This window comes from Pseudomonas sp. E102, assembly GCF_052660185.1.
Genome location: NZ_CP084025.1, coordinates 2218239 through 2241476, shown reverse-complemented (window position 1 = coordinate 2241476; position 23238 = coordinate 2218239). Strand labels below are relative to the sequence as shown.

Annotated in this window: 9 protein-coding genes; 2 read left to right on the top strand and 7 right to left on the bottom strand. The window is 62.7% G+C overall.

Annotated features, from left to right (window positions below; all coding sequences use genetic code 11):
- The 7 genes from DOCECA_RS10075 to DOCECA_RS10045 form a co-directional block, all read right to left on the bottom strand.
- Window positions 1-9465: an amino acid adenylation domain-containing protein gene (locus DOCECA_RS10075; protein WP_445571902.1), complete on the bottom strand. Its 9465-nt coding sequence runs from the start codon at window positions 9463-9465 to the stop codon at window positions 1-3.
- Window positions 9466-9506: 41 nt separating this feature from the next.
- Window positions 9507-14321, bottom strand: coding sequence for an amino acid adenylation domain-containing protein (locus DOCECA_RS10070; RefSeq protein ID WP_445571901.1), 4815 nt, complete (start codon window positions 14319-14321; stop codon window positions 9507-9509).
- A 70-nt stretch (window positions 14322-14391) separates the two neighbouring features.
- Window positions 14392-15345: a TauD/TfdA family dioxygenase gene (locus DOCECA_RS10065; protein ID WP_434564112.1), complete on the bottom strand. Its 954-nt coding sequence runs from the start codon at window positions 15343-15345 to the stop codon at window positions 14392-14394.
- Between the two features lie 157 nt (window positions 15346-15502).
- Window positions 15503-16432: an iron-siderophore ABC transporter substrate-binding protein gene (locus DOCECA_RS10060; protein WP_445571900.1), complete on the bottom strand. Its 930-nt coding sequence runs from the start codon at window positions 16430-16432 to the stop codon at window positions 15503-15505.
- A 63-nt stretch (window positions 16433-16495) separates the two neighbouring features.
- Complete coding sequence (locus DOCECA_RS10055; RefSeq protein ID WP_420763717.1) at window positions 16496-17545, bottom strand: FecCD family ABC transporter permease; 1050 nt, start codon at window positions 17543-17545, stop codon at window positions 16496-16498.
- Window positions 17542-18525 (bottom strand): FecCD family ABC transporter permease, encoded by a 984-nt coding sequence (locus DOCECA_RS10050; protein WP_420763716.1) that lies wholly within the window; start codon window positions 18523-18525, stop codon window positions 17542-17544. The genes DOCECA_RS10055 and DOCECA_RS10050 overlap by 4 nt, the downstream gene beginning before the upstream one ends.
- Window positions 18522-19325, bottom strand: a complete 804-nt coding sequence (locus DOCECA_RS10045; protein ID WP_420763715.1) for an ABC transporter ATP-binding protein — start codon at window positions 19323-19325, stop codon at window positions 18522-18524. Before DOCECA_RS10045 ends, DOCECA_RS10050 begins: the two co-directional genes overlap by 4 nt.
- Before the next feature lie 289 nt (window positions 19326-19614).
- Between DOCECA_RS10045 and DOCECA_RS10040 the strand changes: the two genes are divergently transcribed.
- Together DOCECA_RS10040 and DOCECA_RS10035 are read left to right on the top strand one after the other, a co-directional pair.
- On the top strand, window positions 19615-21825 hold the full coding sequence (locus DOCECA_RS10040; RefSeq protein WP_445571899.1) for a TonB-dependent siderophore receptor: 2211 nt from the start codon (window positions 19615-19617) through the stop codon (window positions 21823-21825).
- A gap of 192 nt (window positions 21826-22017) precedes the next feature.
- Complete coding sequence (locus DOCECA_RS10035) at window positions 22018-23232, top strand: multidrug effflux MFS transporter (protein WP_445571898.1); 1215 nt, start codon at window positions 22018-22020, stop codon at window positions 23230-23232.
- Window positions 23233-23238: the final 6 nt, after the last annotated feature.

The window sequence follows — 23238 nt, the reverse complement described above, 5'->3', positions numbered from 1 at the left end:
TTACATTTCCATCTCGGCCAACAGGCGCTGCATTTCGTCCAGGGCTTCGTCGGTCGAAGGCCCCTGGGGTTTTTCAATCTGCTCGGCGAGCGCGGCGATTGTGGGGTTCTGGAACAGGCTGCGCAGTTCGAGCTTGACGCCAAAACGGCTCTCGACCTGAGTCATCAAACGCATGGCCAACAACGAATGTCCGCCCAGCTCGAAGAAGCTGCTGAACACGCCAACCTGCGGCAACGCCAGCAGGTCCTGCCAGATGACCGCCAACTGCCGCTCCAGCTCGCTGCGCGGCGCCACTCCCTGGATCGCCACAGGCTGTGGTGCCGGCAAGGCCTTGCGGTCGATCTTTCCATTGGCGTTGAGGGCCAGACGTGGCTGCTCGATGAAGCCAGCCGGGATCATGTAGCCCGGGAGCACGCCTTCCAGATACCGACGCAACGCCGCCTGATCGACCGGGCTCGGTGTCTGCAGCCAGGCAAACAGGCTCTGGCTGCACGGATCGATCATCACCACCGCTTCTTCCACGCCTGGGTAACGGCGCAGCAGCGATTCGATTTCACCGGGCTCGATACGGAAACCGCGCACCTTGACCTGAAAATCGCCGCGACCTACATAGGCCAGCCGCCCGTCGTTGCGGCGGCGTACCAAGTCGCCGGTGCGGTACATGCGGCTACCGGGTTCGCCTGCATAGGGATCTGGCAAATACGCCGCCGCCGTGGTGGCCGGCGCATGCTGATACCCTCGCGTGACGCCGGAGCCGGCGATATACAGCTCACCCGTCGCGCCGAGCGGCACCGGGCGGAGCATGTCGTCGAGCACGTAGCAGAGCGTGTTGAGCAACGGCGCGCCGATGTCGGCGACGCCGGACGGCACCTCCTGCAACGCCTGGGTGGTCGACCAGACGGTGGTTTCCGTCGGGCCATAGGCGTTGATCAGCGCCACGCCACGACTGCGCAGTTCGTTCACCAGCTCACCGGGCACCGCCTCGCCACCGATCAGGCCACGCAGCGGCGGCCAATCGGCCTGGCCGGTTTCCAGCAGGATCTGCCATCCAGCGGGGGTAGCCTGGAATACCGTCGCCCGGCGCAGCAGCGCGAACAGTTGATGCCCGTCGACCACCTGCTCGCGGCGCGCCAGCAGGATGGCCGCGCCGTTGACCAGCGGCAGGAACAGCTCCGGCTTGCACATATCGAAGGCGTACGTGGTGCTGGCGAGCCAAACATCCTCGGCGCCAAGCGGCAGCAAGCGATCGAGGCCTGCCAGCAGATTGCTCAGGTTACCGCGGCTGACCTGCACGCCTTTCGGTGTGCCGGTGGAGCCCGAGGTATAGATCACGTAGGCGCGCTGCTGTGGATCGATCGGCAATGCAAGGTTGGCGTCGCTGCAATTGTCCAGCGCCAACCCGTCGAGCAGGAAGTGGTTGACGCCGCCCAAGGCCCCGGCGCAAAGGCTTTCAGTAAGCACCATGGCCGCACGCGCATGCCGGATGATTAAGCCCAGGCGCTCGCCCGGCTGCTGCGGATCCAGTGGCAGGTACGCCGCACCGGCCTTGTGGACCGCCAACAGGGTTGGCAGCAGCCATGGACCGCGAGTCAGACAGACCGCAACCAGGTCATCCGTGCCGACACCTTGCGCGCGCAGCCACTGGGCCAGGCGATTGCTGATGGCGTTGAGTTGCGCATAGGTCAGTTGCTGGTCCTGGCCATCCACCGCCAGCGCTTCAGGTGTCAGGACGACCTGCTGTTCGAAACGGGCGATGACGTCCACCACTGGCGTCGAGGATTGCGCCGGACGGTTCCAAGGACGCTGGGCCAAGGCGTGGTCGGCATTGGCCAGGTCGATGTCCCAGAGGCGCGCTTCGGGTTGTTCCAACATGCCTTCAAGCAGGTAGCGGAACTCATCGGCATAACGTTGCGCGGTGTGCGCCAGGAACAGGTCGGTGTTGTATTCCAGCACGCATTGCCACTCCTCGCCCTGCTGCTCGATGTGCAGGCCGATGTCCACCAGGGCACTGTCGCTTTCAACGTTGAGTCGCTGTACGGGCAAGCCGGCGAAGTGTTGCTCGGTCGTTGCGTTGGCATCGCGTTGGATCAGGTTGAACAACGCCTGGAACAGCGGCGTGTGGCTGAGATCGCGGCGTACTTGCAGGGCTTCCACCAGGCGCTCGAAAGGCACGTCGGCGTGCTGTTGCGCCGCCAGGTGCGTGGTTTGCAACTGCTGCCAGAACTGTTCGACCGATTGTTGCGGATCGAGATGGCTGCGCAGGACCTGGGTGGTGGCGAAATAGCCGATCAGGTTGTCGGTATGAGCCTGATGGCGATGGGCGACCGGCAAGCCAATCCAGATTTCACGTTGGCCCGAGTGCCTGGCCAGCAAGGTTTTCCAGGCGGCCAGCAACGGTGCAAAAGCGGTCAGGCCATGGCGCTGCGCCGTCTCGCGCAGGTGCTTGACCAGCCTAGCCGACAGGTTGAAGCGCAGACGCTGGCCCTTGTAGCCCTGCTCGGCGGGCCGAGGCATGTCGGTCGGCAGGTTCAGCACCGGCGGCTCGCCCGCCAGGGTACGGCGCCAATAGTCAAGTTGCGACTCGATCTGCGCCTGCCCCGCCGGGCTCTGCCAACTGGCCGCGATGTCGGAAAACTGCAACGGCAACGCTGGCAGACAAGCGTCACGCCTTTCCAGCAAAGCCTGGTAGATCACTTGCAGTTCATTGAAGAGAATCTCCAGCGAACGCGCGTCAGCGATGATGTGATGCAAGGTCACCTGCAGCACGCTGCGATCCTGGCCCTGGTACACACGCACCCGCCACAGCGGCGGCGCTGTGAGATCGAATGAATGCTGCGCCTCCTGGCTGAGCCTCTGGGCGAAGCCGCTCGAATGCTCATCGACTTCCAGCGGTTCGAAGCTCAGCGGCACCGCCACAAGGTCTTCGATATGCTGGCGTGCGCCGTCGGCGGTGTCGCTGAACACCGTCCGCAGACTGTGTTGGCGAGCCTCCAGTTGCGCCAGCGCCTGCTCCAGCAAATCGGGTTGTAGGATGCCATCCAGGCGCAGCGCCAAGGACAGGTGGTAGGCCTGGGTATCGCCCTGTAAACGGTCAAGGAACCACAAGCGTTGCTGAGTGAAATGCAACGGCGCCAAGGGTTCTGCGAACGGGCGCAAGATGCGATCAGCCTCGGTGCTCGCCTGGGCCAAAATGGCGGCCAAGTCCCGTAGCACCGGTTGTTCGAACACGCTGCGCAATGGCAGGCGGCGGCCATGCTGTTCGGCGATTCGCGCCACCAGCCGCGCCGCCAACAGCGAGTGTCCGCCGAGGGCAAAGAAGTTGTCGTCGGCGCCAATGTCGGTGCATTCCAGCAGCTCTTCCCAGAGGCCGGCCAGGGTTCGTTCCCAGTCGCTCGACAGCGCGCCCTGCTGGCCGTCACGCTGTTGCGGCGCCGGCAAGGCCTTGCGGTCGACTTTGCCGCTGGGGCTCAACGGCAAGGTGTCGAGGCGAACGAACTGGCCGGGCAACATGTAGTCCGGCAATTGGGCGCCGAGGCTGGCGCGCAGCGTCGTTTCGTCCAGCGCATCGCCAGCGTAGTAGCCTACCAGCCGCGCCGCGTCACCGCTGCCCAGCAGCACCACGGCCGCCTCGCGGACCCCGGGGACGCGGGACAACAGCGCTTCGATTTCCCCCAGTTCGATACGGAAACCCCGCAGCTTGACCTGGAAATCCAGGCGCCCGAGGTAATCCAGGCTGCCGTTGCCATTGCGTCGAACCCGGTCGCCGGTGCGGTACATGCGCGCGCCAGCCACGAAAGGGTCCGGCAGGAACGCGGCGGCGGTCAGGCGCGCGGCAGCGAAATAGCCGCGACCCAAGTTGGCCCCCGCGAGGTACAGCTCACCTGGCACGCCGGCAGCCACCGGTTGCAAGTCAGCGTCGAGCACGTATGCGGCGGTGTTCGCCACCGGTTGCCCGATCGGCACCTCAACCGCGCTTTCTTCGCCACCGCGCACTTCGAAGGTGCTGTAGACGGTCGCTTCAGTCGGCCCGTAGCCGTTGATGACCTTGGCCCCCCTGCCCTCGATGGCTTCGGCCAACGCGCACGGCAAGGCTTCGCCACCGGAGATGGCACGCACGCCCCGCCAGCTGCGGGAGGTATGCGCCACGAGCATTCGCCAGGTGGCCGGCGTGGCCTGCATGACGGTGGGTCGTCCGCCTATCAGCAACTGATCGATCGCTTGCGGGTCCCGCGCCTGCTCTCGATCGGCCAGCAGGATGCTGGCGCCATGGGCCAAGGGCAGGAGCAACTCGACAATGGCAATGTCAAAGGTCGCGGTGGTCAAGGCCAGGACCCGGTCCCGGGCCGTAATTGGCAGGACCTGCTCGACGGCCAGCATCAGGTTCATCAGGTTGCCACGGCTGATCGCCACCCCTTTGGGCTGGCCGGTGGAACCCGAGGTGTACAGCACGTAGGCGAGTTGACCGGGGTTGCAGTCCACAGGCTTGCGCGTACCGGTCGCCCCACTGGCGTCGATGTCCAGCAGCGGCAGGCCGGGGTTCCACTGCGCCAACACGCCGAGGCTCGCGGCGGTGCCCAGGCACAACGTGGGCTGCGCCGCCTGGAGAATGTAGCGGCCGCGTTCCGGCGGCGTGTCCTCGGCCAACGGCACATACGCCGCCCCGGCCTTGAGGACCGCCAGCATGGCCATGGGCAGGCGAGCGTCGCGCGACAGGCTCAACGCTACGCGGTCTTCGACACCGACACCCTGGACCTGCAACCTCGTTGCGAGTGCCTCGGCGGCTTGGTCCAATTCGGCGTACGTCATTTGTTGATTGCCTGCCACGACGGCAATCGCCTCGGGCTGGCGCGCAACCTGAAGCGCGAAGGCGTCAAGGATGTCTTGCTGACCGGCCAGGGCGCGGCCATCGATCCGCGCCAGGGCCCGTTCAGCGGGCTGCCATGTCAACTCACCCAGCGGCCGCCCGGCCTGTTGGATCACCGCATCGAGCAAGGCCAGGTACTGCTCGGCCATGCCTCGCACCGTCTGCTCGCGGAACAGGTCGCTGCTGTATTGCAAACTCAGGTTAATCCCGTGTTCGCTGTCGCGCACGTCCAGGTGCAGATCGCACAAGGCGCTCTCCGGGCGGTTGTCCAGCGGCTCGGCGATGACGTCAGTGAGTTCGAAACGCTCCAGAGCGTTGCCCGGGAAGTAGTTGAACATGACCTGGAACAGCGGGTTGTAGCTCACCTGCCGGACCACTCCCAACTGTTCGATCAAGTAATCGAACGGCAAGTCCTGGTGGGACTGGACCGAAACCGACAATGCCTGCAATTCGCTCATCAGTTGCAGCGGGCTGCGCTCGCCGGAGATTTTCTTGCGGTACACCAATGTGTTGACGAAGCAACCCACCAGCGGCTGCAACGCCGCATGGTGCCGGTTGGCCGCCGGTACACCGACCAGGATGTCGTTTTCTCCGCTGCGACTGCGCAACAACAGTTGGAAAGCGGTCAGCATCGGGATGAAGTTGCTCCAGCCATGGCGAGCGCTGAAGGTCCTGAGCCGCGCCGCCAGGTCGTCGGGCAAGCGACGCTCGACACGTCCACCGGCCTGGCTCGCCTGGGCGGGACGAGGGAAATCGGCCGCCAGGTCGAGCACCGGCAGCTCGCCGGCCAGTTGCTCGCGCCAGTAGGCCAGCTCTTGCTCGCACGCCTTGCTGCCCATCCACTGGCGTTGCCACACGGCGTAGTCGGCGTATTGCATTGCCGGGGCGGGCCGTGGGGTCGCGACGCCCTTGCGACGATTGCGGTACTGCTCGCAGAGGCCGTCGATGATCAATTGCAAGGACCAGCCATCGGCAACGATGTGGTGGCAATTCAACGACAGGACAAACGCCTCCGGCGCCAGGCGATACAGCCTGGCGCGCAACAGCGGCGCCGCGTCGAGGGCGAACGGTGTCATGGCGTCCAGGCGTAGCCGTTCGTGCAGCGCGTCTTCGCTCGCCACATCGATGACCGGCAACTCAATTTCGCTGTGCGCCAGGACAACCTGGCTCGGCCCTTGGGCCGCGCCGATGAACCCGGTGCGCAGCACCTCGTGCTGGTCGAGGACCGCTTGCAACGCCGCGTGCAGGTCAGCGACGTACAGCTCGCCAGTCAGGCGCACGGCGCCGGCCAGGTTGTACGCCGGGCTGTCGGGGTCGAGTTGTTGCAGGAACCACAACCGTTGCTGGGCAAACGAGAGCGGCAGCGTTTCCGGGCGCGGCAGCAAGGTCGGCGACGGCTTTACCGCGCCAGCCTGGTTCTCCAGCCAATCCGCCATGGCGGTAATGGTCGGACGCTCGAAGACCACGCGCAACGGCAAATCCTTGCCGCTGAGCTTACCGATCAGGCCGATCAACTGGGTCGCCAGCAGCGAATGGCCGCCCAGCTCGAAGAAGTTGTCCTCGACACCCACCTGGTCCAGGCCGAGCACGCTTTGCCAGGCTTGCACCAACTGGCCTTGCAACTCGCTGCTCGGCGCCACATAGCGGGCCTGGCTTTGCGCGGCAAAATCCGGGGAGGGCAACGACTTGCGGTCGATCTTGCCGTTGCCGTTGAGCGGGAAACGCTCCAGGAATACGAATGCGCTCGGGATCATGTAGGCCGGGAGATTGCCCAGTACATGCTCGCGCAACATCTCGATGCTGCAGGCGTCATTGGCCACGACGTAAGCCACCAGTACCTTGGCGCGTTGCTGGTCGTCACGGGCCACGACCACGGCTTCGCGCACGCCGGGGTAATGGGTCAGGCATGCCTCGATCTCGTCCAGCTCGATGCGGTGGCCGCGAATCTTGACTTGATGGTCGGTGCGTCCGACGTATTCCAGGTCGCCGTTGGGCAGGAAGCGCGCCAGGTCACCGGTGCGGTACAGGCGTGAACCGTCGTTGGCGATCGGGTCCGGCAGGAACACCGCCGCCGTACGCGCAGGGTCGGCCATGTAACCGCGCCCGACGCCGACACCGGCAACGAAGATCTCCCCGACCGCGCCGACCGGTATCGGCTGCAGATCGGCGTTGAGCAGGTACAAGCGATTGTTCAGCGTGGCGCGGCCGATCGGTACGTTGATGCGCTGTTCCGGCAGGCGCTCGAGCAGCGGATGAAAGGCCACGTCATCGGAGCACTCAGCCGGCCCGTAGGCATTCATCAGCGGGATCGCCGGGTAGCGCTCGAACCAGCGACGCGCCAAGGCCGGCGGCAAGGCCTCGCCCGTGGCAAGCACCCAGCGCAGGGGGGACGTTTCCAATCCAGCGTCCAGCAGGCTTTGCATCAAGGACGGCACCGCTTCGAGGATGCTGATGCCGTGCCGCCCGATGGCCGAGGCCAATGCCTCGGGGTCCTGCACCACGCAGTCGCCGAGGATCACGGTGCGGGCTCCGAGCACCAGGCCGGCGAGGGTCTGCCAGACTGAGATGTCAAAGCACTGCGGCGCGGTCTGGGCAATCACATCGTTCGCATCGAGCCCCAGCCCCGGCAATTTACCGAGAATGTTATTGAGCATGCCCGCCTGCGCCACCATCGCGCCCTTCGGCGTGCCAGTGGAGCCAGAAGTGAAGATGCAGTATGCCAATGATGTGCCGTGCACCGTGATGTCGAGGTTATCGTCGCTATAGCTGCCCAGCACCGAAGGGTCGTAGCGAACGGCCTTGGGTCGGTGCATGAGCAGGTCGAGGGCCTGCATCGCCAGCTCGCCCTGCCCTGCGCTATGGATCAGCAACGGCGTGCGGCTCTGGCGCAGCACTTGGGCCAGGCGCTGCGCCGGGTTGCGCGGATCGAGCGGCAGCCAACCGGCACCGGCCTTCAGCGTGGCGACAATCATCACCACCAGATCCAGGCCCCGCTCGTCGAACACCGCGATCAGGTCGTCGCTGCCCACACCCTGGGCGCGCAAGTGCCGAGCCAGTCGGTTAGCGGCGCGGTTCAGCTGATCGAACGTCAGGCTTTGCTCGCCATGGACAACGGCGACACGCTCTGGCGTCTGGCGCACCTGTTGCTGGAATCGCTCAATGTATAAGGGTTGCAGCAGTTGCTCGTCCGCCGCCAGGCCACCGCCGGCCCAAACCTCGTGCTGGTGAGTGACTTCGCTTTCATCCAGCATCGCCAAATGATGCAAGGGCGTGCCGGCGTCTGCGCCGAGGGCATCGCCCATGTTCAACAGCAAGGTGCGGAAATGCCGCAGCATCTGCTCGATTTCTTCGCGCAGGAACCAGTCGGTTTGATAGGTCAACTGCAGGTGCAGGCGCTCGCCCGGCACGATTACCACAGTGACCGGGTAGTTGGTGTGGGTGCGGTTGGCCATGTCGCTGATCAGGTAATCCAACTGGCCCTGGCGCAAGTCGGCGGCAATGGGCGCGTTCTCGAACACGAACAGGCTCTGGAACAAGTCCTGTCGCTGAACGTCGCTCCAGCGCTGGATGTCGGCCAGGGAAACACTTTCGTGTTCGCGCAGGCTCAGGTTTTCGGTCTGCAAGGCTTTCAGCCACGGGCCGAGCTTATCCTCCGGACCACAGCTCCAGCGCAGCGGCAAGCTATTGATGAACAGGCCGACGATGCTTTCCATGCCTTGCAGGTGCACCGGGCGGCCAGCGACGGTGATGCCCATTACCAAGTCGCGATCACCACTGTAGCGCCCGAGCAATAGCGCCCAGGCGCCTTGCACCAGGGTGTTGAGGGTCAGGCCGTGCTGCGCCGCGACGTTCTGCAACGCCTGGGTCTGCCCGGGCTCCAGGAGTTCGACACAGTCTTCGACCGGTTCGGCAGCACCTTGGATGCGACCGACATGACCAAAGCCAAACTCGTTGGGCGTATCGAAGCCCGCCAGTCGCTGTTGCCAGAAGGCTTGGTGATCTTCCGGTTTCTGGGTTTCCAGCCACCGGATGAAGTCGCGATACGGGCGCGGTGTCGGCAGGCTCAGTCGGCGCCCTTCCCGGGCGGCGCGGTAGCCGTTGAGGAAGTCCATCATGATGATCGAGAAGCACCAGGCATCCATGAGGATGTGGTGGTAGCTGCGCACGAACTGGTAGGTGTCGGGCGCCAGTTTGTACAGCCTGACCCGCATCAGTGGCGCCTTGGTGAAGTCCAGGCCTTCGGCACGCTCCGCGCTGAGCAATTGCTCGAGGCGGTCCTGCTGCTCGCCTTCGCTCAGATGCGACCAATCTTCATAGGTGATCGGTAATTCGACCTGCTTGTGCACCACCTGCATCGGGCGTTTCTGCTGCTTCCAGACGAACGATGTGCGCAGCAGTTCATGGCGCTCCACCACCTGCGCCCAGGCCTGGCGGAAGGCCGCGAGGTCCAGGTCCGGCATGACCATGACATGGCGATATTGGAGCAGATACATGCCCTTGCCAGGGTGCATCAGGCTGTGAAACAGCAGTCCTTGCTGCATGGGAGCCAGCGGGTAAATAGCTTCGATATTGCGCGAAACAGCTTTGACCTTGTCGTTCATGCTGACGGTATCCGAACCTGTAATTGGGGGGCGCAGGGGGTTCACTGCTCAAGTTGTTCGAGCAACCCCAAAAATTCATCGTCGGACAGGCCCGAGTCGGCGAAATCCGAAGCCGTGGCGCGGCCCGCCGTAGGGGCCTGACAGTGATCCAGCAAGGTGCTGAGTCGCTGCTGGAATTGCCGCGCCAGTTCGTTCACCAACACCTGATCGTGGACCTGCGGCGCATAACGCCATTCGACGTGTAGCTGGCCTTCATTGACGAGCGCCGTCACGTCCAGCCAATGGGTGCGGCAGGTGCTGGCGGCGCGCATGCCGGGGCACATCGGCCGCGCCAGGCGCCAGAGGCTCGATGCGCCGATCCACTGATCGACACGCCCCAGGTAGTTGAACGTCAGCAGCGTGACGGCACCCAGGCCGTGGGCCGGATCCTGGCGCAGCAGGCCGTAGCCGATGCCTTGTTCGGGGACGCGGCGCAGGGCTTCCTTGGCCGCGATGATCGAGGATTCCAAATCCCAGGAAGTATCGATGGCCAATGGATATCGGCTGGTGTGCCAACCGATGGAGCGCGACAGCTCGGGGCCTTGCTCCCAGCCACTACGACCGTGGCTTTCCAGCTCCAGGGTGACGCGCTCGCGCCCCTGCCATTGGCCGATGACACCGGCCAACGCGGCCACCAGCAGATCCTGGACCTGCGTGCTGTAGGCCGAGTGACAATCGCCCAACAGCAATTGTGTTTGCTCGACCGACAGTTGCATGTCCAGTGTCCGGCTTTCGCCGTATGTATTGGGCTGTTGAGGAGCGCTATGTTCGGCGGCTACCTGCTCATGCCAGTAGCCAACCTGGGCCAGGACGGCGGGCTCGCGGCGATGCTGCTGCAAGGCCTCGCTCCATGCGTGGAAACCCGCCGACACGGCAGGCAACGCGGCGTTCGGTTGCAAGTAGAGGCTTTCCAATTCCTCCAGCAGCACTTGCCAGGACACGGCATCGACCAGCAAGTGATGCGCCGTGCATAGCAGCTCACGGCTCTGGGAGAAATACACCCAGCGGATCAAAGGCGCCTTGCCCAAATCAAAGCCTTGTTGCCAGCGCTGCAACAGCGCTTCGTCCAAGGGTTGGTCTTCGATGTGGAACAACCCGTCGAGCTGGCCCGAGGAAAACGCCTGGTAGCGTTGTTGCCAACCCTGCTCCGACGTTTCAAATATCAGGCGCAAGCTGGCATGACGTTGTAACAGTGCGCCAACAGCCTGGATGAACCGCGCCTGTTCCAATGGTGCGTTCAATGCCAGAAGCAAGGATTGGTTCCAATGCTCGGGCTCGGTTTGCTCCTGGGCGAAAAACCATTGCTGGATCGGCGTCAGGGCGAACGCTGTGACAGGTTCGAGCACGGCCGGCGTAGCGCCCGTCTCCACCGCGCCAAGATCAACCACCTGCTCGGCCCAACCGCGCACGGTTGGGAACTCGAAAATCTGCTTGGGCTTGAGCTGCAGCCCGTGCTGCTTGGCCCGGGCGATGATCTGCAAGCTCAGGATCGAGTCTCCCCCGACACTGAAGAAATTGTCATCGACCCTCAGGTCGGGGTTATTGAGAATCTCACGAGCGATATCGAGCAGACGCTGTTCGAGGTTGCGCTGTGGCGTCTGCACCACTCGGGCCAAGGCGCGTACGCTCTGTTCGGCAAACAACTGCTTGGGCGTCATCAGGATATGTTGCTGGCGGGCCAAGGCAATGATCTGCAGGCCGAGGATCGAATCGCCGCCCAAGGCGAAGAAGTTGTCATCGGGGCCGAGGTCGGGGTTGCCGAGCAGCCCGCGCCAGATATCCAGCAACGCGCTTTCAACCGCATTCAGAGGTTCCTCGATGGGAGACGTCGTCTGCGCGGTGGCCGGCGCTTGCCCGGCCAAATGCTGCAATGCCTTGCGATCGACTTTTCCGTTGGGCAACAAGGCAAACCCATCGAGGCAATGCCACTGGGACGGTTGCATATAGTCCGGCAGTTGCGCTTGCAGGGCGGCCTGAATATCAGGCAACGCGGCCAATGGTGCGACCAGGAACGCCACCAAGCGGTTGCCCGTCAGGGGCGATGGGTTGTTCAGCACCTGTACGTCGCCGACCTGCGGCATCGCCCGCAGCCGTGCCGCAACCTCTGCCGGCTCGACCCGATACCCGCGGATCTTGACCTGCTCATCGAGCCGACCGAGAAACTCCATCTGCCCCCGATGATTGAGCCGCACCCGGTCACCGGTGCGATAGCCATGGGCACCGAAGCGGGCGTGGTCTGAATCGTTGGCGCTGAGGTAACCCAGCGCAACCGTTTTGCCCTGCACGCAAAGTTCGCCGCTGACACCGATCGGCAACAGACGGCCCTCGGGCGAACGCACGCTGACCTGGACATTGGGCAGCGGTCGTCCCAGCGGTGCCGCGCCATCGATATCGACCTCATGAGTCAACACCCCGACGGTGGTTTCACTGGGGCCGTAGTGGTTGACGATACGCAGGTCCGGCATCAATGCCCGCAAGCGCGAAACCAGCTCATGGCCCAGGGCTTCGCCACCGGTGACCAGGCATCGGCGCGGCAATAGGCGCTGGGGATCGTTGGCGACCAGCAAGGCGTTGAGGTGTGAAGGCACAATTTTAAGCAGGTCCACGGGATCGCGCTCAAGCACGGCCGCCAGCTCCTCGGCGTCGAATGACAGTTCCTCAGCCAATAGCCGCAGGCGACGGCCGCTGAGCAACGCACCGAACAAGGCCGTGTGCCCCAAGTCGGTGGCGCAGCTGGCGAGACTTGCCAGACTGGCATCGGCGGACAGATCCAGGCGTTCCAGGCACCCGACCACGTAATGGATCAGGTTGCCCTGGCTGACCATCACCCCCTTCGGCCGTCCCGTGGAGCCGGAGGTGTAGACGACGTAGGCCGACCTTTCAGCGGGCAAGGACGCGCGCAACGGCGATTCACCCGACAACGCCTCAGTTGGCAACGACAGCCACCGCACCGTTTCAGGCAGCCACTCGGGACGCTGGCCCTCGCCGACCCAGACCTTGGGCGTGCCATCCTGGCAGATGTCCTGCAAACGCGACTGCGGCCACTGCGGATCGAGGGCCAGGTAGGTGGCGCCGCACTGCCAGGCGGCGAGCATGTGCATCACCAGCTCGCGGCTGCGGGGCAAGCATAAGGCGATGCGTGCGCCCTCCAGATTCGCGCCTGCTTGCAAGCGCTCGCCACGGGCGACCACTGCACGGCCCAATTCGGCATAGCTGAGCGTGCCCTGTTCGTCTTGCAGGGCAATCGACTCGGGCTTTCGAACGCACTGCTGGACGAACGCCTGCCAGGCGTTGCTGACCGGGACCGGCAGGTCCTCGCCACAGAGCAAGGATTGCTGCGCCGGTGCCAGCCAGTCGAGCTGGGCAAACGGTACGTCCGGCTGTTCGATGACCGCGTGGACCAACGCAACGAACTGGTCGCAAAAACGTTGGACTGTTTCGTGGCGGTACAAGGCCTTGCTGTAACGCCACCGGCACAGGAAGCCGTCTTCCTCGTCGATCATGACCATGTTCAGCTCATGGGCCGCGCCACGCTGCTCCGACAGCAGACGGTCGACGTACTGCTCGAACGGCGCGATGCGCTCCTTGTTGAGGGTGAACATGTGCTGAAACAGCGGCGCCCTGCCCATCTGCCGAGGCAGATCCAACTGTTTGACGAGGCGCGAGAACGGATAATGACGGTGCTGCAAGGTTTGTTTGACGTTGGCGTCCACCTGCCTGGCCCAATCGCCGCCGGACAGCTCGCGCTGCAAACGACAGCGGACCGGCAACGGGTTGACCAGGTAGCCCGGCAGATTGACGTGCTCGCGGCGCAGGCGCCAACCGCTGGGAGTGCCCAGCACAAAGTCATCCTGGCCGGACAGCACGCCGAGAAACTGCTGGAACAAAGAGAACCAACATATATAAGGCGTCACGCCCCATTGACGGGCCACGGCACGAATTCTGGCCGTGGTGGCCCGGTCGAAACGAAACGACAGCTCCCCGCCTTGGAATGCCTGATTGCTGCCGTAGTGGAAATCGGTCGGTAACTCCAGTGCCGGGGCGCCTTCCAATTGCGCCTGCCACCAGGCCAGCTCCATCGGTTCGGCGGCTTCGCTGCGTATGTGCAATTCGCTGCAATAGTCGCGATAGGCATCTGGATTCACAGCGGGCAATGCTTGCTCGTTGATCAGCGCGAACAGTTCATTGAGCACGATGTAGAACGTGGCCAGGTCAGCGGCGATGTGATGAATTACCAGCAGCACGGTGTGCTCGACATCACCGGCGTGAACGTTGCTCAACAGGACGACCCGACTGACGTCGCCGGCTTCCAGGTCGAAAGGCTTATCGGCCCACTCGGTGACGCGCTGCTGCAACGCCTGCCTGTCGGCCGCCTGCAGCGCGATGCGCTCCAGCGGCCGGACTCGCTCGCGGTCGCTCCACTGCAACAGGTCGCCATTGCGCTCGGCATAGGCGGTGCACAGCATGGGATAGCGTCGCTGCACCGTTTCCCAGGCGTCTTGCAGGCGTCGGGGCAAGTCGTCGGTGACGAACTGCGCCTTGATGCGCCCTGCGTAAGCGATGTTATAGGCGCAGCTGTCCGGCTCCAGTCGTTGCAAGAACCAGAGCGCCTGCTCGTTATCCGTCAGCGGGCGCGCTTCAAAATAATCGGGGTGCCGGGCCAGCCATTGCAGCACGTCGGCGCCGTGCGCCGTCAGTTCGCTTGCCAGTTCATCGTCCAACGCCCTAGGTGATCCGGGGGTGATGACCAATTGGCCTTCGACTTTCGATAGGCGAATCCCACGCAGCCAGCAGCGATGCATCAAGCGATCGAGCATTTGATGTCCTTCATTTTGCTTGTTCTGAATGAGCCGCCCCATGTGACGGCTGTCTGCAAGAGCGTCTAGCTCAGTTCGCGGAAGCAGGCTCGGCCATGGCGACCACGACCTTTCGCGCGCCCTGGAATGTCGAACGGCCATGGGCCACCAGCATGTTGTCGAGCATCAGCACGTCACCGGCTTGCCAGGGAAAGCTCACCTGGCAGCGCTGCAATACGGCACGGACATGCTCCAGGGCATCAAGCTCGATAGGCGAGCCATCACCGTAGAAAACGTTACGTGGCACGCCCTCTTCGCCGACGATGGAAATCAGCGTCTCGCGCACGGGTGCGGCGAGATTGGAGATATGGAACAGATGCGCCTGGTTGAACCACACCCACTCCCCAGTCACCGGGTGCTGGGCCACGGCCTGGCAGATCTGGCGGGTGGACAGCTCGCCGTCCTCTTTCCACTGGAACTGGATCTGGTTGGCGCGGCAGAAATGTTCGACTTGTGAACGGTCTTCCGTGCTGAACGCCTGTTGCCAGGGCAAGTCGAGGCCGTTGCCATAGTTGCGCACGTACATCAGGCGCTTCTCGGCGAAACGCTGACGTATGGCGGGGTCGAGTTGCTGGTAGACCTTGCGGCTGTCGGCAATGGGGGTTTCACCGCCCACCGCAGAGGCCTGCATGCAGTGGAACCAGATTTTCATTGGCCAGTTAAGCGAGTAGGACTGCTCGTTGTGTAGAGGGATCACTTGGTGGGCCGGGTACTCGGTCGACGTGTAGACCCGGTTGTTGAGCTTGGTGCGCGGCGTTGAGGCGTAGTCGTAGGTCAGCAGTTCATGACCGAAACCGCGGGCAAATGCTTCAAAGTCCGCTTCGCCATTGAACACAAAGCCACGAAACAGGATGCCGCCCGCTCGCGGTAACTGCGCCTCGACTGCTTGCAGGATCTGCGCCCGGCTGTCCTGCCACGCAGCCCCCGCGCCTGGCGCGTGGAAGATAAATGGCAAGGTCTGTTCGTCGCCCGGTACGCCTTCCATGGGTTGAACCTGTGCACGCGCCAAACCAGTTTCCATTTGTGATCCCTCGCCATTCCGATGAGCGTGTTTTTTCGAGAGCACAAACTATTACAAACGAGTAACAACTGCAATAGAGAATCATTGTCATTAATGACGTTTGTATGACAATCGACACAAATCATTTGGCCTGAAGCGTGCTCTCCCGCTCAGCGATATGGGACATCAACAGGTAGGCGGAACCCAGCAAGCCCTGCATCGTATCGGCATAGCGGCTGCGGTTCAGGTACAGAAACTGGCGGTTCTTCACCGCAAACAGGTTCTGCCATTGCGGCGACTGGCGAAACGCAGCCGTGCTCGCTTCCGAATCGAGCAGTTCTTCGTATGTGTCGATAATGAAATCACTGTCGAAGTCGCCGATTCGCTCCAGGCTGTAGGGCACGTTCTGGCGCGCTTCGCGATAGGCGGCGACACGGCCCAGGCCGAAATCCTTGATGACGTCATCCATCCCGCCACGGCCGATCAACTGGAAACCATCGGTATAGACCTCGAGCGTCGTGACCGTGATCCGCGAAGGGTCCTTGACCCGCTTCTTGAACTCGCTGACGACCCATTCGTATTCATGGAGCATTTCTTCGTAACGCTGCTGCTTGCCGACCAGCTCGGCGAGCTGCCTGGCGTAGGTCTTGATGTCGCTTTCCCGGGAGGGCAGCAGCACGACCGGTGCGATTTTGCTGAGCTTTTCCTTTAGGTCCGCGTGATAAGACAGGCCGACAATCAGGTCAGGCTTCAGGGCGGCGATGGCTTCCAGGTCAGGAGATTGGTGCGAGCCGATGTATTGAATGCCCGTCACGTCGAAGCGCTCTTGGGCACCGCGAAACAGCACGTCCGAAAACAGCTTCTTCCTGCCTGTCGATCCGCAGGGCTTGATACCCAATTCGAGCAACTGATCGGTCAGGCTGAAATCGTGCAGGGAGACAATGCAGTGGGGTGAAACAGGCACCTCGACACGACCGAAACTGTTCTCGAACACTTTGGTTTCGGCCGCGCCAGCGTGCATCGACATCAATGCAAACGGCACGCAAAGCATGCCAAACAACCTCTTGAACACTTCTCTCATCCCTACCCGCACGCGTTTGCCTCCGATAATTTCAAGATAAGCGCCGCTGTGTTTTCAGCGACTGCGTTGACGCGCCAACAATATGATCAGATAAGGTGCGCCGATAATTGCAACCACCAGCCCCGCCGGTAATTGCAGCGGTGGGAACAGCCCCCTGCCCAGTGTATCCCCCGCCAGTACCAGCAATGCCCCCATCAACGCCGACAAAGGCATCAGCGCACCGTGGCGATCGCCTGCCAGTTGGCGCGCCAGGTGCGGCGCCACCAGCCCGACGAAAGTCATGGTGCCGACGTTCGCCACGGCGGCCGCTGTCAGCATGACACTGCACAGCAATAGGAAAGCCATGACACCCGTGACGTTCAGGCCCCGGCTGAGCGCGACTTTTTCGCCCAACTGCAACAGGTTTAATTGACGGTGAAAAAACAGCAAGGGAACCCCCGCGAGCAACAGCCAGGTGCCGAGGCTGTGAACCTGCGGCCAACCGGCCCGGTGCAAGCTGCCGCCCAGCCACATCAGGGCCGACTCGACCTGGTCGATGTTGCCGTAGGTGATCAGTAAATCGGCTACTGCACTGAGCATCGCGGTGAGCCCAACGCCGACAAGGATCAACCGCAGCGGCGAAATCCCCTGGCGCCACGACAGCAGCGCGACGAAGAATGCCACGGCCAACCCGCCCGCCAGTGCCGCCAATGGATAGAGCTCAAGGGGCAACAGCGTGGGCCAGAGCACAATGATCAGCAGCATCGTCACACTGGCGCCCGACTCCACGCCCACCAGCCCCGGCGCCGCCAGCGGATTGCGCGTCAACGACTGCATCAACAGGCCGGCCAGCGACATGGCCATGCCGGCGAGGATCGCCAGGGCCACACGTGGCAGTCGCAATTCCCAAAGCAGATTGCGCGTCGTCGAGTCGACCTGTTCAGGCGCCCACAGCGCTTGCCAGGCCTGGACAACCCCCAACGAATAACTGCCGACAGTCAACGCGTACAACGATAAGGCAACCAATGCGAACATCAGGGCCAGCACCGAAATCACGTCGATGGGCCGGGCCACCCAAGGCAGTAATGGAAGTGCCCTGGGCAAGATCAGCCCAACGCGCGTCATTTGACTTTCCTCAACACCAACGCGACGAAAATCGGCCCGCCGATCAGTGCCGTGACAATCCCGGTGTTCAGCTCAAAGGGCCGCACAACGGTTCGTGCGGCAATGTCCGCCAGGATCAGCAGCAACGCGCCGAGCAGCGGCGCGGCCAGCAATAGCCGTCGATAATCATCGCCAAACAACAGCCGCGCCGCATGGGGCACCACCAACCCGACAAAACCGATCGGTCCCGCCAGCGCCACGGCGCATCCTGACAGCAGCACCACGGAAGCCAGCCCGAACAGGCGCATTTTCAACAAGTTGACGCCCATGCCGGCCGCGGCCTGCGGACCGAGCCGATGGGCGTTCAAGGCCCGGACATTGACCAGGCACAAGACCATGCCCAACACCACATAAGGCCAGACCCATGCCTGCATCGAGCCTCCGGTCACGCCGATCGACCCGGTGAGCCAGCGGCGAAGGCTGTCGAGCCCCTGCTGGTCGAGCAACAGCAGGATTGACGTGATGGCGCTGAACAACGCCGCGATCATCGCGCCGGACAAGGTCAGTCGAATCGGGTTATGGCCCCTGCCCGCCAGCAGCAGGACACCAATGGCTGCCACCAGGGCACCGCTGAAAGCAAACAATGGGATCATCGACAGGTCGTGACCGGGCAGCACCAGCAAGCCGAACACCACGAATAATGCCGCGCCGCTGTTGATGCCGAGAATGCCGGGGTCGGCCAGGGGGTTGTCACCTACCGCCTGCATGATCACTCCCGCCAGGCCAAGGCTGGCGCCCACCAGCATGGCAACCAGCAAGCGTGGCAGGCGGCTGCCACGGATGACGCTCTGATCGGCGTTGTCCGGTGCATACGCCACCAGTGCCTGCCAGGCCTCGTTCCAAGGGATGCTCTTGGCGCCAACCGCCAGGTGCAGCAGCGCGGCCAAGGCGATGGCAACCAGCAGGCCCAGCCACACCGGTATTCGCAAACCGTGACTCACATCGCCTCCCGTACAGCCGATGGCTGGCTACGAGTGGTTTGCGGAACACACAGCGGGTCGCCCGAATAAGGGTCGGTGATGATGTGCGCGTCCAGGTCGAAGACCGCCTTGAGATTCTCACGGGTAAAGACTTCAGCGGGCGCGCCCTGGGCCAGCAAGCGGCCTTCACGCATCATCACCAGGTGATCGGCATAACGCGCGGCCTGGTTGAGATCGTGAAGCACGGCGACGACGGTCTTGCCTTGCTCGCGCAGGTCCACCAGCAGTTCGAGCAAGGTGATCTGATGAGCGATATCGAGAAACGTCGTGGGCTCGTCCAACAGGATCACTGGGGTGTCCTGGGCCAAGGTCATGGCAATCCAGCAGCGCTGCAGTTGTCCACCCGACAGGGTGGCCAACGAGCGATCGAGCAACGGTGCGATGCCCGCCAGTTCGATGGCACGGTCGATTGCCTGCTGATCCTGTTCGGACCATTGCCGCCACCAGCTCTGCCAGGGGAAACGTCCCTGCATCACAAGCTCTCGCACGCTCATGCCGGCCGGTGACGTAGTGCGCTGGGGCAACAACGCCATGCGCTGCGCCAGCGCCCGGCGCGAATACTGCCCCAGAGCCTTGCCGGACAGGTGCACCTCACCCGCGCTTGGGCGCAGCATATGTGCCAGCACATTCAAGAGTGTGGTCTTGCCACAGCCGTTGGCCCCGATCAACGCCGTGAAGCAGCCTTCGGGAATGTCCAGGCTGACACCGTTGAGAATCTGTTGCTCGCCATAGCTCAGCCGCACATTGCTGGCTTTCAGCATGACCGTCCCTCCACCGCCCAAGAGGGCCTGATCGAATCGTCCATCGTACAGATCCCGCGCATTCGTTTCCCGGTAACAACGCTGGAAAACCCACCGCAGGCTGAAAAGTGCGGCACAGAATATGTCGAAACTAAAATAAATTCCCTACAAGCCTGACAATATTAATGCAAACCCTTATCATTCACAGTCAGATTATGGCCAGTAGACACTAACTTCGCTCGCCTGCCCTGCCGCCGGACCGCGACGATAGGCTTGCGAAGATCAATAACAATCCTCAAGGACTTCCTCGATGCTCGTAAGAAAAACAACAGTTGGCACCGAAAAACGTTACGTCTCGCGTCATCCAGCGTTTCACTTGAGCACTCTGGCCCTGGCTTTGGGGAGCATCTTTTCAGCACAGGCGTTCGCCGCACAAGAAGAGGCTGCAGCCAACGCTCCTCTTCAACTCGGCGAAATCAACATCAATGCCGCCGCCGTGGAAAACCCCACGGCGCCGCTGGCCGGCAAAGTCGCCCTGCGCAACGGCAGTGCCACCAAGTCCAACGCGGCCATCACTGAAACGCCGCAATCGGTGTCCGTGGTCACCGCCGATGAAATGCGCGATCGCAAGTCCGACACCATGGCGGACGCCCTCAGCTACACCCCGGGCTTCACCAGCCAACCGAGCAGCTTCAACCGCACCTCGGACCGGTTCCGCATTCGCGGCTTCGACGTCGAATCCGCCACTGGCGGCTCCCTGCGCGACGGCATGCGCCTGCAAAACAACTCCTACGATGGCGTCCAGGACCCGTATGGGTTGGAGCGCGTGGAAGTTATCCGCGGCGCGGCGTCGGTGCTGTACGGCCAACTGTCGCCAGGCGGCTTCGTCAACGGTGTCAGCAAGCGCCCGACCGAAACCCCGCTGCATGAGTTGGGGCTGCAATATGGCAACCATGATCGCAAGCAACTGACCGCCGACTTCAGCGGCCCGCTCGGTGACAGCGAGGTCCTCACCTACCGCCTGACCATGCTCAAGCGCGACAGCGACACCCAGCAGGATTACGTCAACGACGACAAGCTCTACATCGCCCCGGCCCTGACCTGGCGCCCTGATGAAGACACGTCCCTGACCCTGCTCTCGTTCTATCAGAAGAGCGACACGCGTTTCTCCGCCCCGCTGCCCTATCAATTGGTCAAAGGCGTAGGCAACGGCCCCTTCACCATCGGCCGCCACGATTTCATCGGCGAACCCGACTACGACGACATGAACGGCGAGATGTCCGCCATCGGTTATGAGTTCGAACACCGGTTTGATGAACACACCCGTATCAGCAACAAGTTGCGTTACTACGAAGCGGATGTGAAGTGGAAATACATGCAGATTCGGACAGGGAATCCAGTCAATACAGCAGCCGCCACGGGCGTTTTGGGTCGTCAGCACAGTGATCGGCGGGAGCGCTCCCGGGCGTTGGCCAGCGACACCAACATCGAGACGCGTTGGAACATTGGCGGGATTGAAAACACCTTCCTGGTGGGTGCCGATACCTACGACGCGTCATACGACTCGCATAACTTCCGAGCCAACTCGACCTCTATCAATATTGGTGACTACAACTACGGTCAGCCAGTGGTGGTGGACAAGAGCCGGAACCGCGACCGCGGTTCACAGATCGATACCTTCCAGACAGGTATCTACCTGCAAGACCAGATCAAGTTCGACGATCATTGGCTATTGCTGCTCGGCGGTCGCCACGATTGGGCAGATCAGGATCAGGAAGGCTTCGCCACCGGCGAGAAGCTGAGCCAGAACGACGAATCCACCACTTGGCGCGCCGGCCTGGTGTACCAGGCGGACAACGGCCTGGCACCTTACATCAGCTACAGCGAATCATTCTTCCCAGTTGCGGTGGCCGACGCGCCTGGCCAGACATTCAAGCCTACAGAAGGCAAGCAGTACGAAATCGGCATCCGCTACCAACCTCCGGGCAGCAATACACTGTTGAGCGCAGCGGTTTATGAACTGACGCAGGAAAACGTCGTGAAGCGCGACCTGGCTGGCCTCAATCCCCAGCAGATTGGCGAGCAGCGCTCCCGTGGGCTGGAACTCGAAGCCAAGTCCGACATCACGCCTCAACTGACGGTCATCGCGACGTACGCCTACACCGATGCGCGCATCACCAAAAGCGTAATCCAGAGCGAAGTGGGTCAGCGCAGCGAAGATACGCCTTACCACCAAGCCGCGCTGTGGGCCGACTACAACTTCGCCCGTTTCGGCGTACCGCAGCTGAAAATCGGCGGCGGCGCGCGCTACAAGGGAACCACCCAAGCTTCGGGCATCGATTCGCAAATGCCTGCCTACACGCTGTTCGATGCAATGGCCAGCTACCAGATCGACAAGAACTGGGACATCGCCCTTAACGCCAACAACGTGACGAACAAAAAATACACTTATTGCGAATTTGCCATCTGCCGCTACGGCGACGAGCGCGAGTTGGTGACCTCCGTCAACTTCCGCTGGTAAATACCCCTGACTCGGTCGGCGCCGCCAGGTGTCGACCGAGTCATTTCAGCTGTATAAACTTTTGTAAGCCCTCTCGAATCCCCTCATCGCACCCATCCCCCTAAATTTTCCATTGACCTTGACGCCCTAGATGACGATCGTCATATTACGATCATCATAAGCCAGACAAAAACCGGCCAAGGGGATTGATTCATGGAAACTGGGAATGCATCAGCGATTGCAGACGCGCAGCCACTCGCATCGAGCCCAGCCCTGACCGGCCGAATCGTCGCACTGCTCGCCGGCCTCGCGGCCATCGGCATGCTCTCCACCAACATCATCCTCCCGGCGTTCCCGGTGATCGGTGATGATCTCGGCGTGACCGCCCGCGAACTGGGCCTGACGCTCTCAAGTTACTTCGTCACCTTTGCCCTGGGTCAGTTGGTGGTCGGGCCGTTGGCTGACCGTTATGGACGGCAGAAACTGGTGCTGGGCGGACTGTCGGTGTTCATCGTCGGCACCGTCATCGGCGGCCTCGCCACCACCCTTGAGGTACTGATTGCCGGCCGCGTCGTTCAAGCGTTGGGCGTGTGCGCGGCCTCGGTGCTGTCGCGGGCCATCGCACGGGATCTGTTCGAAGGCGAGACACTGGCCCGCGCCCTGTCATTGACGATGGTCGCCACGGCCGCTGCGCCAGGTTTTTCACCCTTGGCGGGCAGCGTGCTGTCCGTCACGCTCGGATGGCGCGCCATCTTCATCCTGGTGGGATTGGCCGCCGTGGTGCTGGCGTTCTTCTATGTACGCGATCTTGGCGAAACCCATCCCGCCGACCGCCGGGCGCCGCACTCTACCGGCAGTGTGGTGCGCGCTTACGCCAGGCTGATGGTGGACAAGCGTTTCATCCTCCCTGCCCTGTCGATGAGCCTGTTGCTCAGCGGTCTGTTCGCGTCATTCGCCGCTGCCCCGGCCATTCTCATGAAAGGCATCGGCCTGACGTCCCTGCAGGCCGGCCTGTATTTCGCATCAACGGTGTTTGTGGTGTTCGCCGCCGGCCTGGCCGCTCCTCGCCTGGCCCGACGTTTTGGCCCAGGTAACACCGCCCTGCTGGGCATTGCCTGCGCCATGGTCGGCGGTGGTTTGCTCATCGTGGGGCCAGCCAGCCCGGGGCTTGGCTGGTATGCGGTGTCGATGGTGACGTTCCTTTGGGGCATGGGCCTGGCGAATCCGTTGGGTACGGCGATCACCATGGGGCCTTTCGGCAAAGAGGCCGGGATGGCCTCGGCGCTGCTGGGTTTTCTCTCCATGGGTGCGGCAGCGTTGACCACCTGGCTCGCCGCCGTGCTGAGCTTTTCACCCATCGCCACACTGGGCGCGATCCAGGCGTCGACCTGCCTGATCGCGCTGGTGCTGTTCCGCTTGCGCCGCTGACGCGGC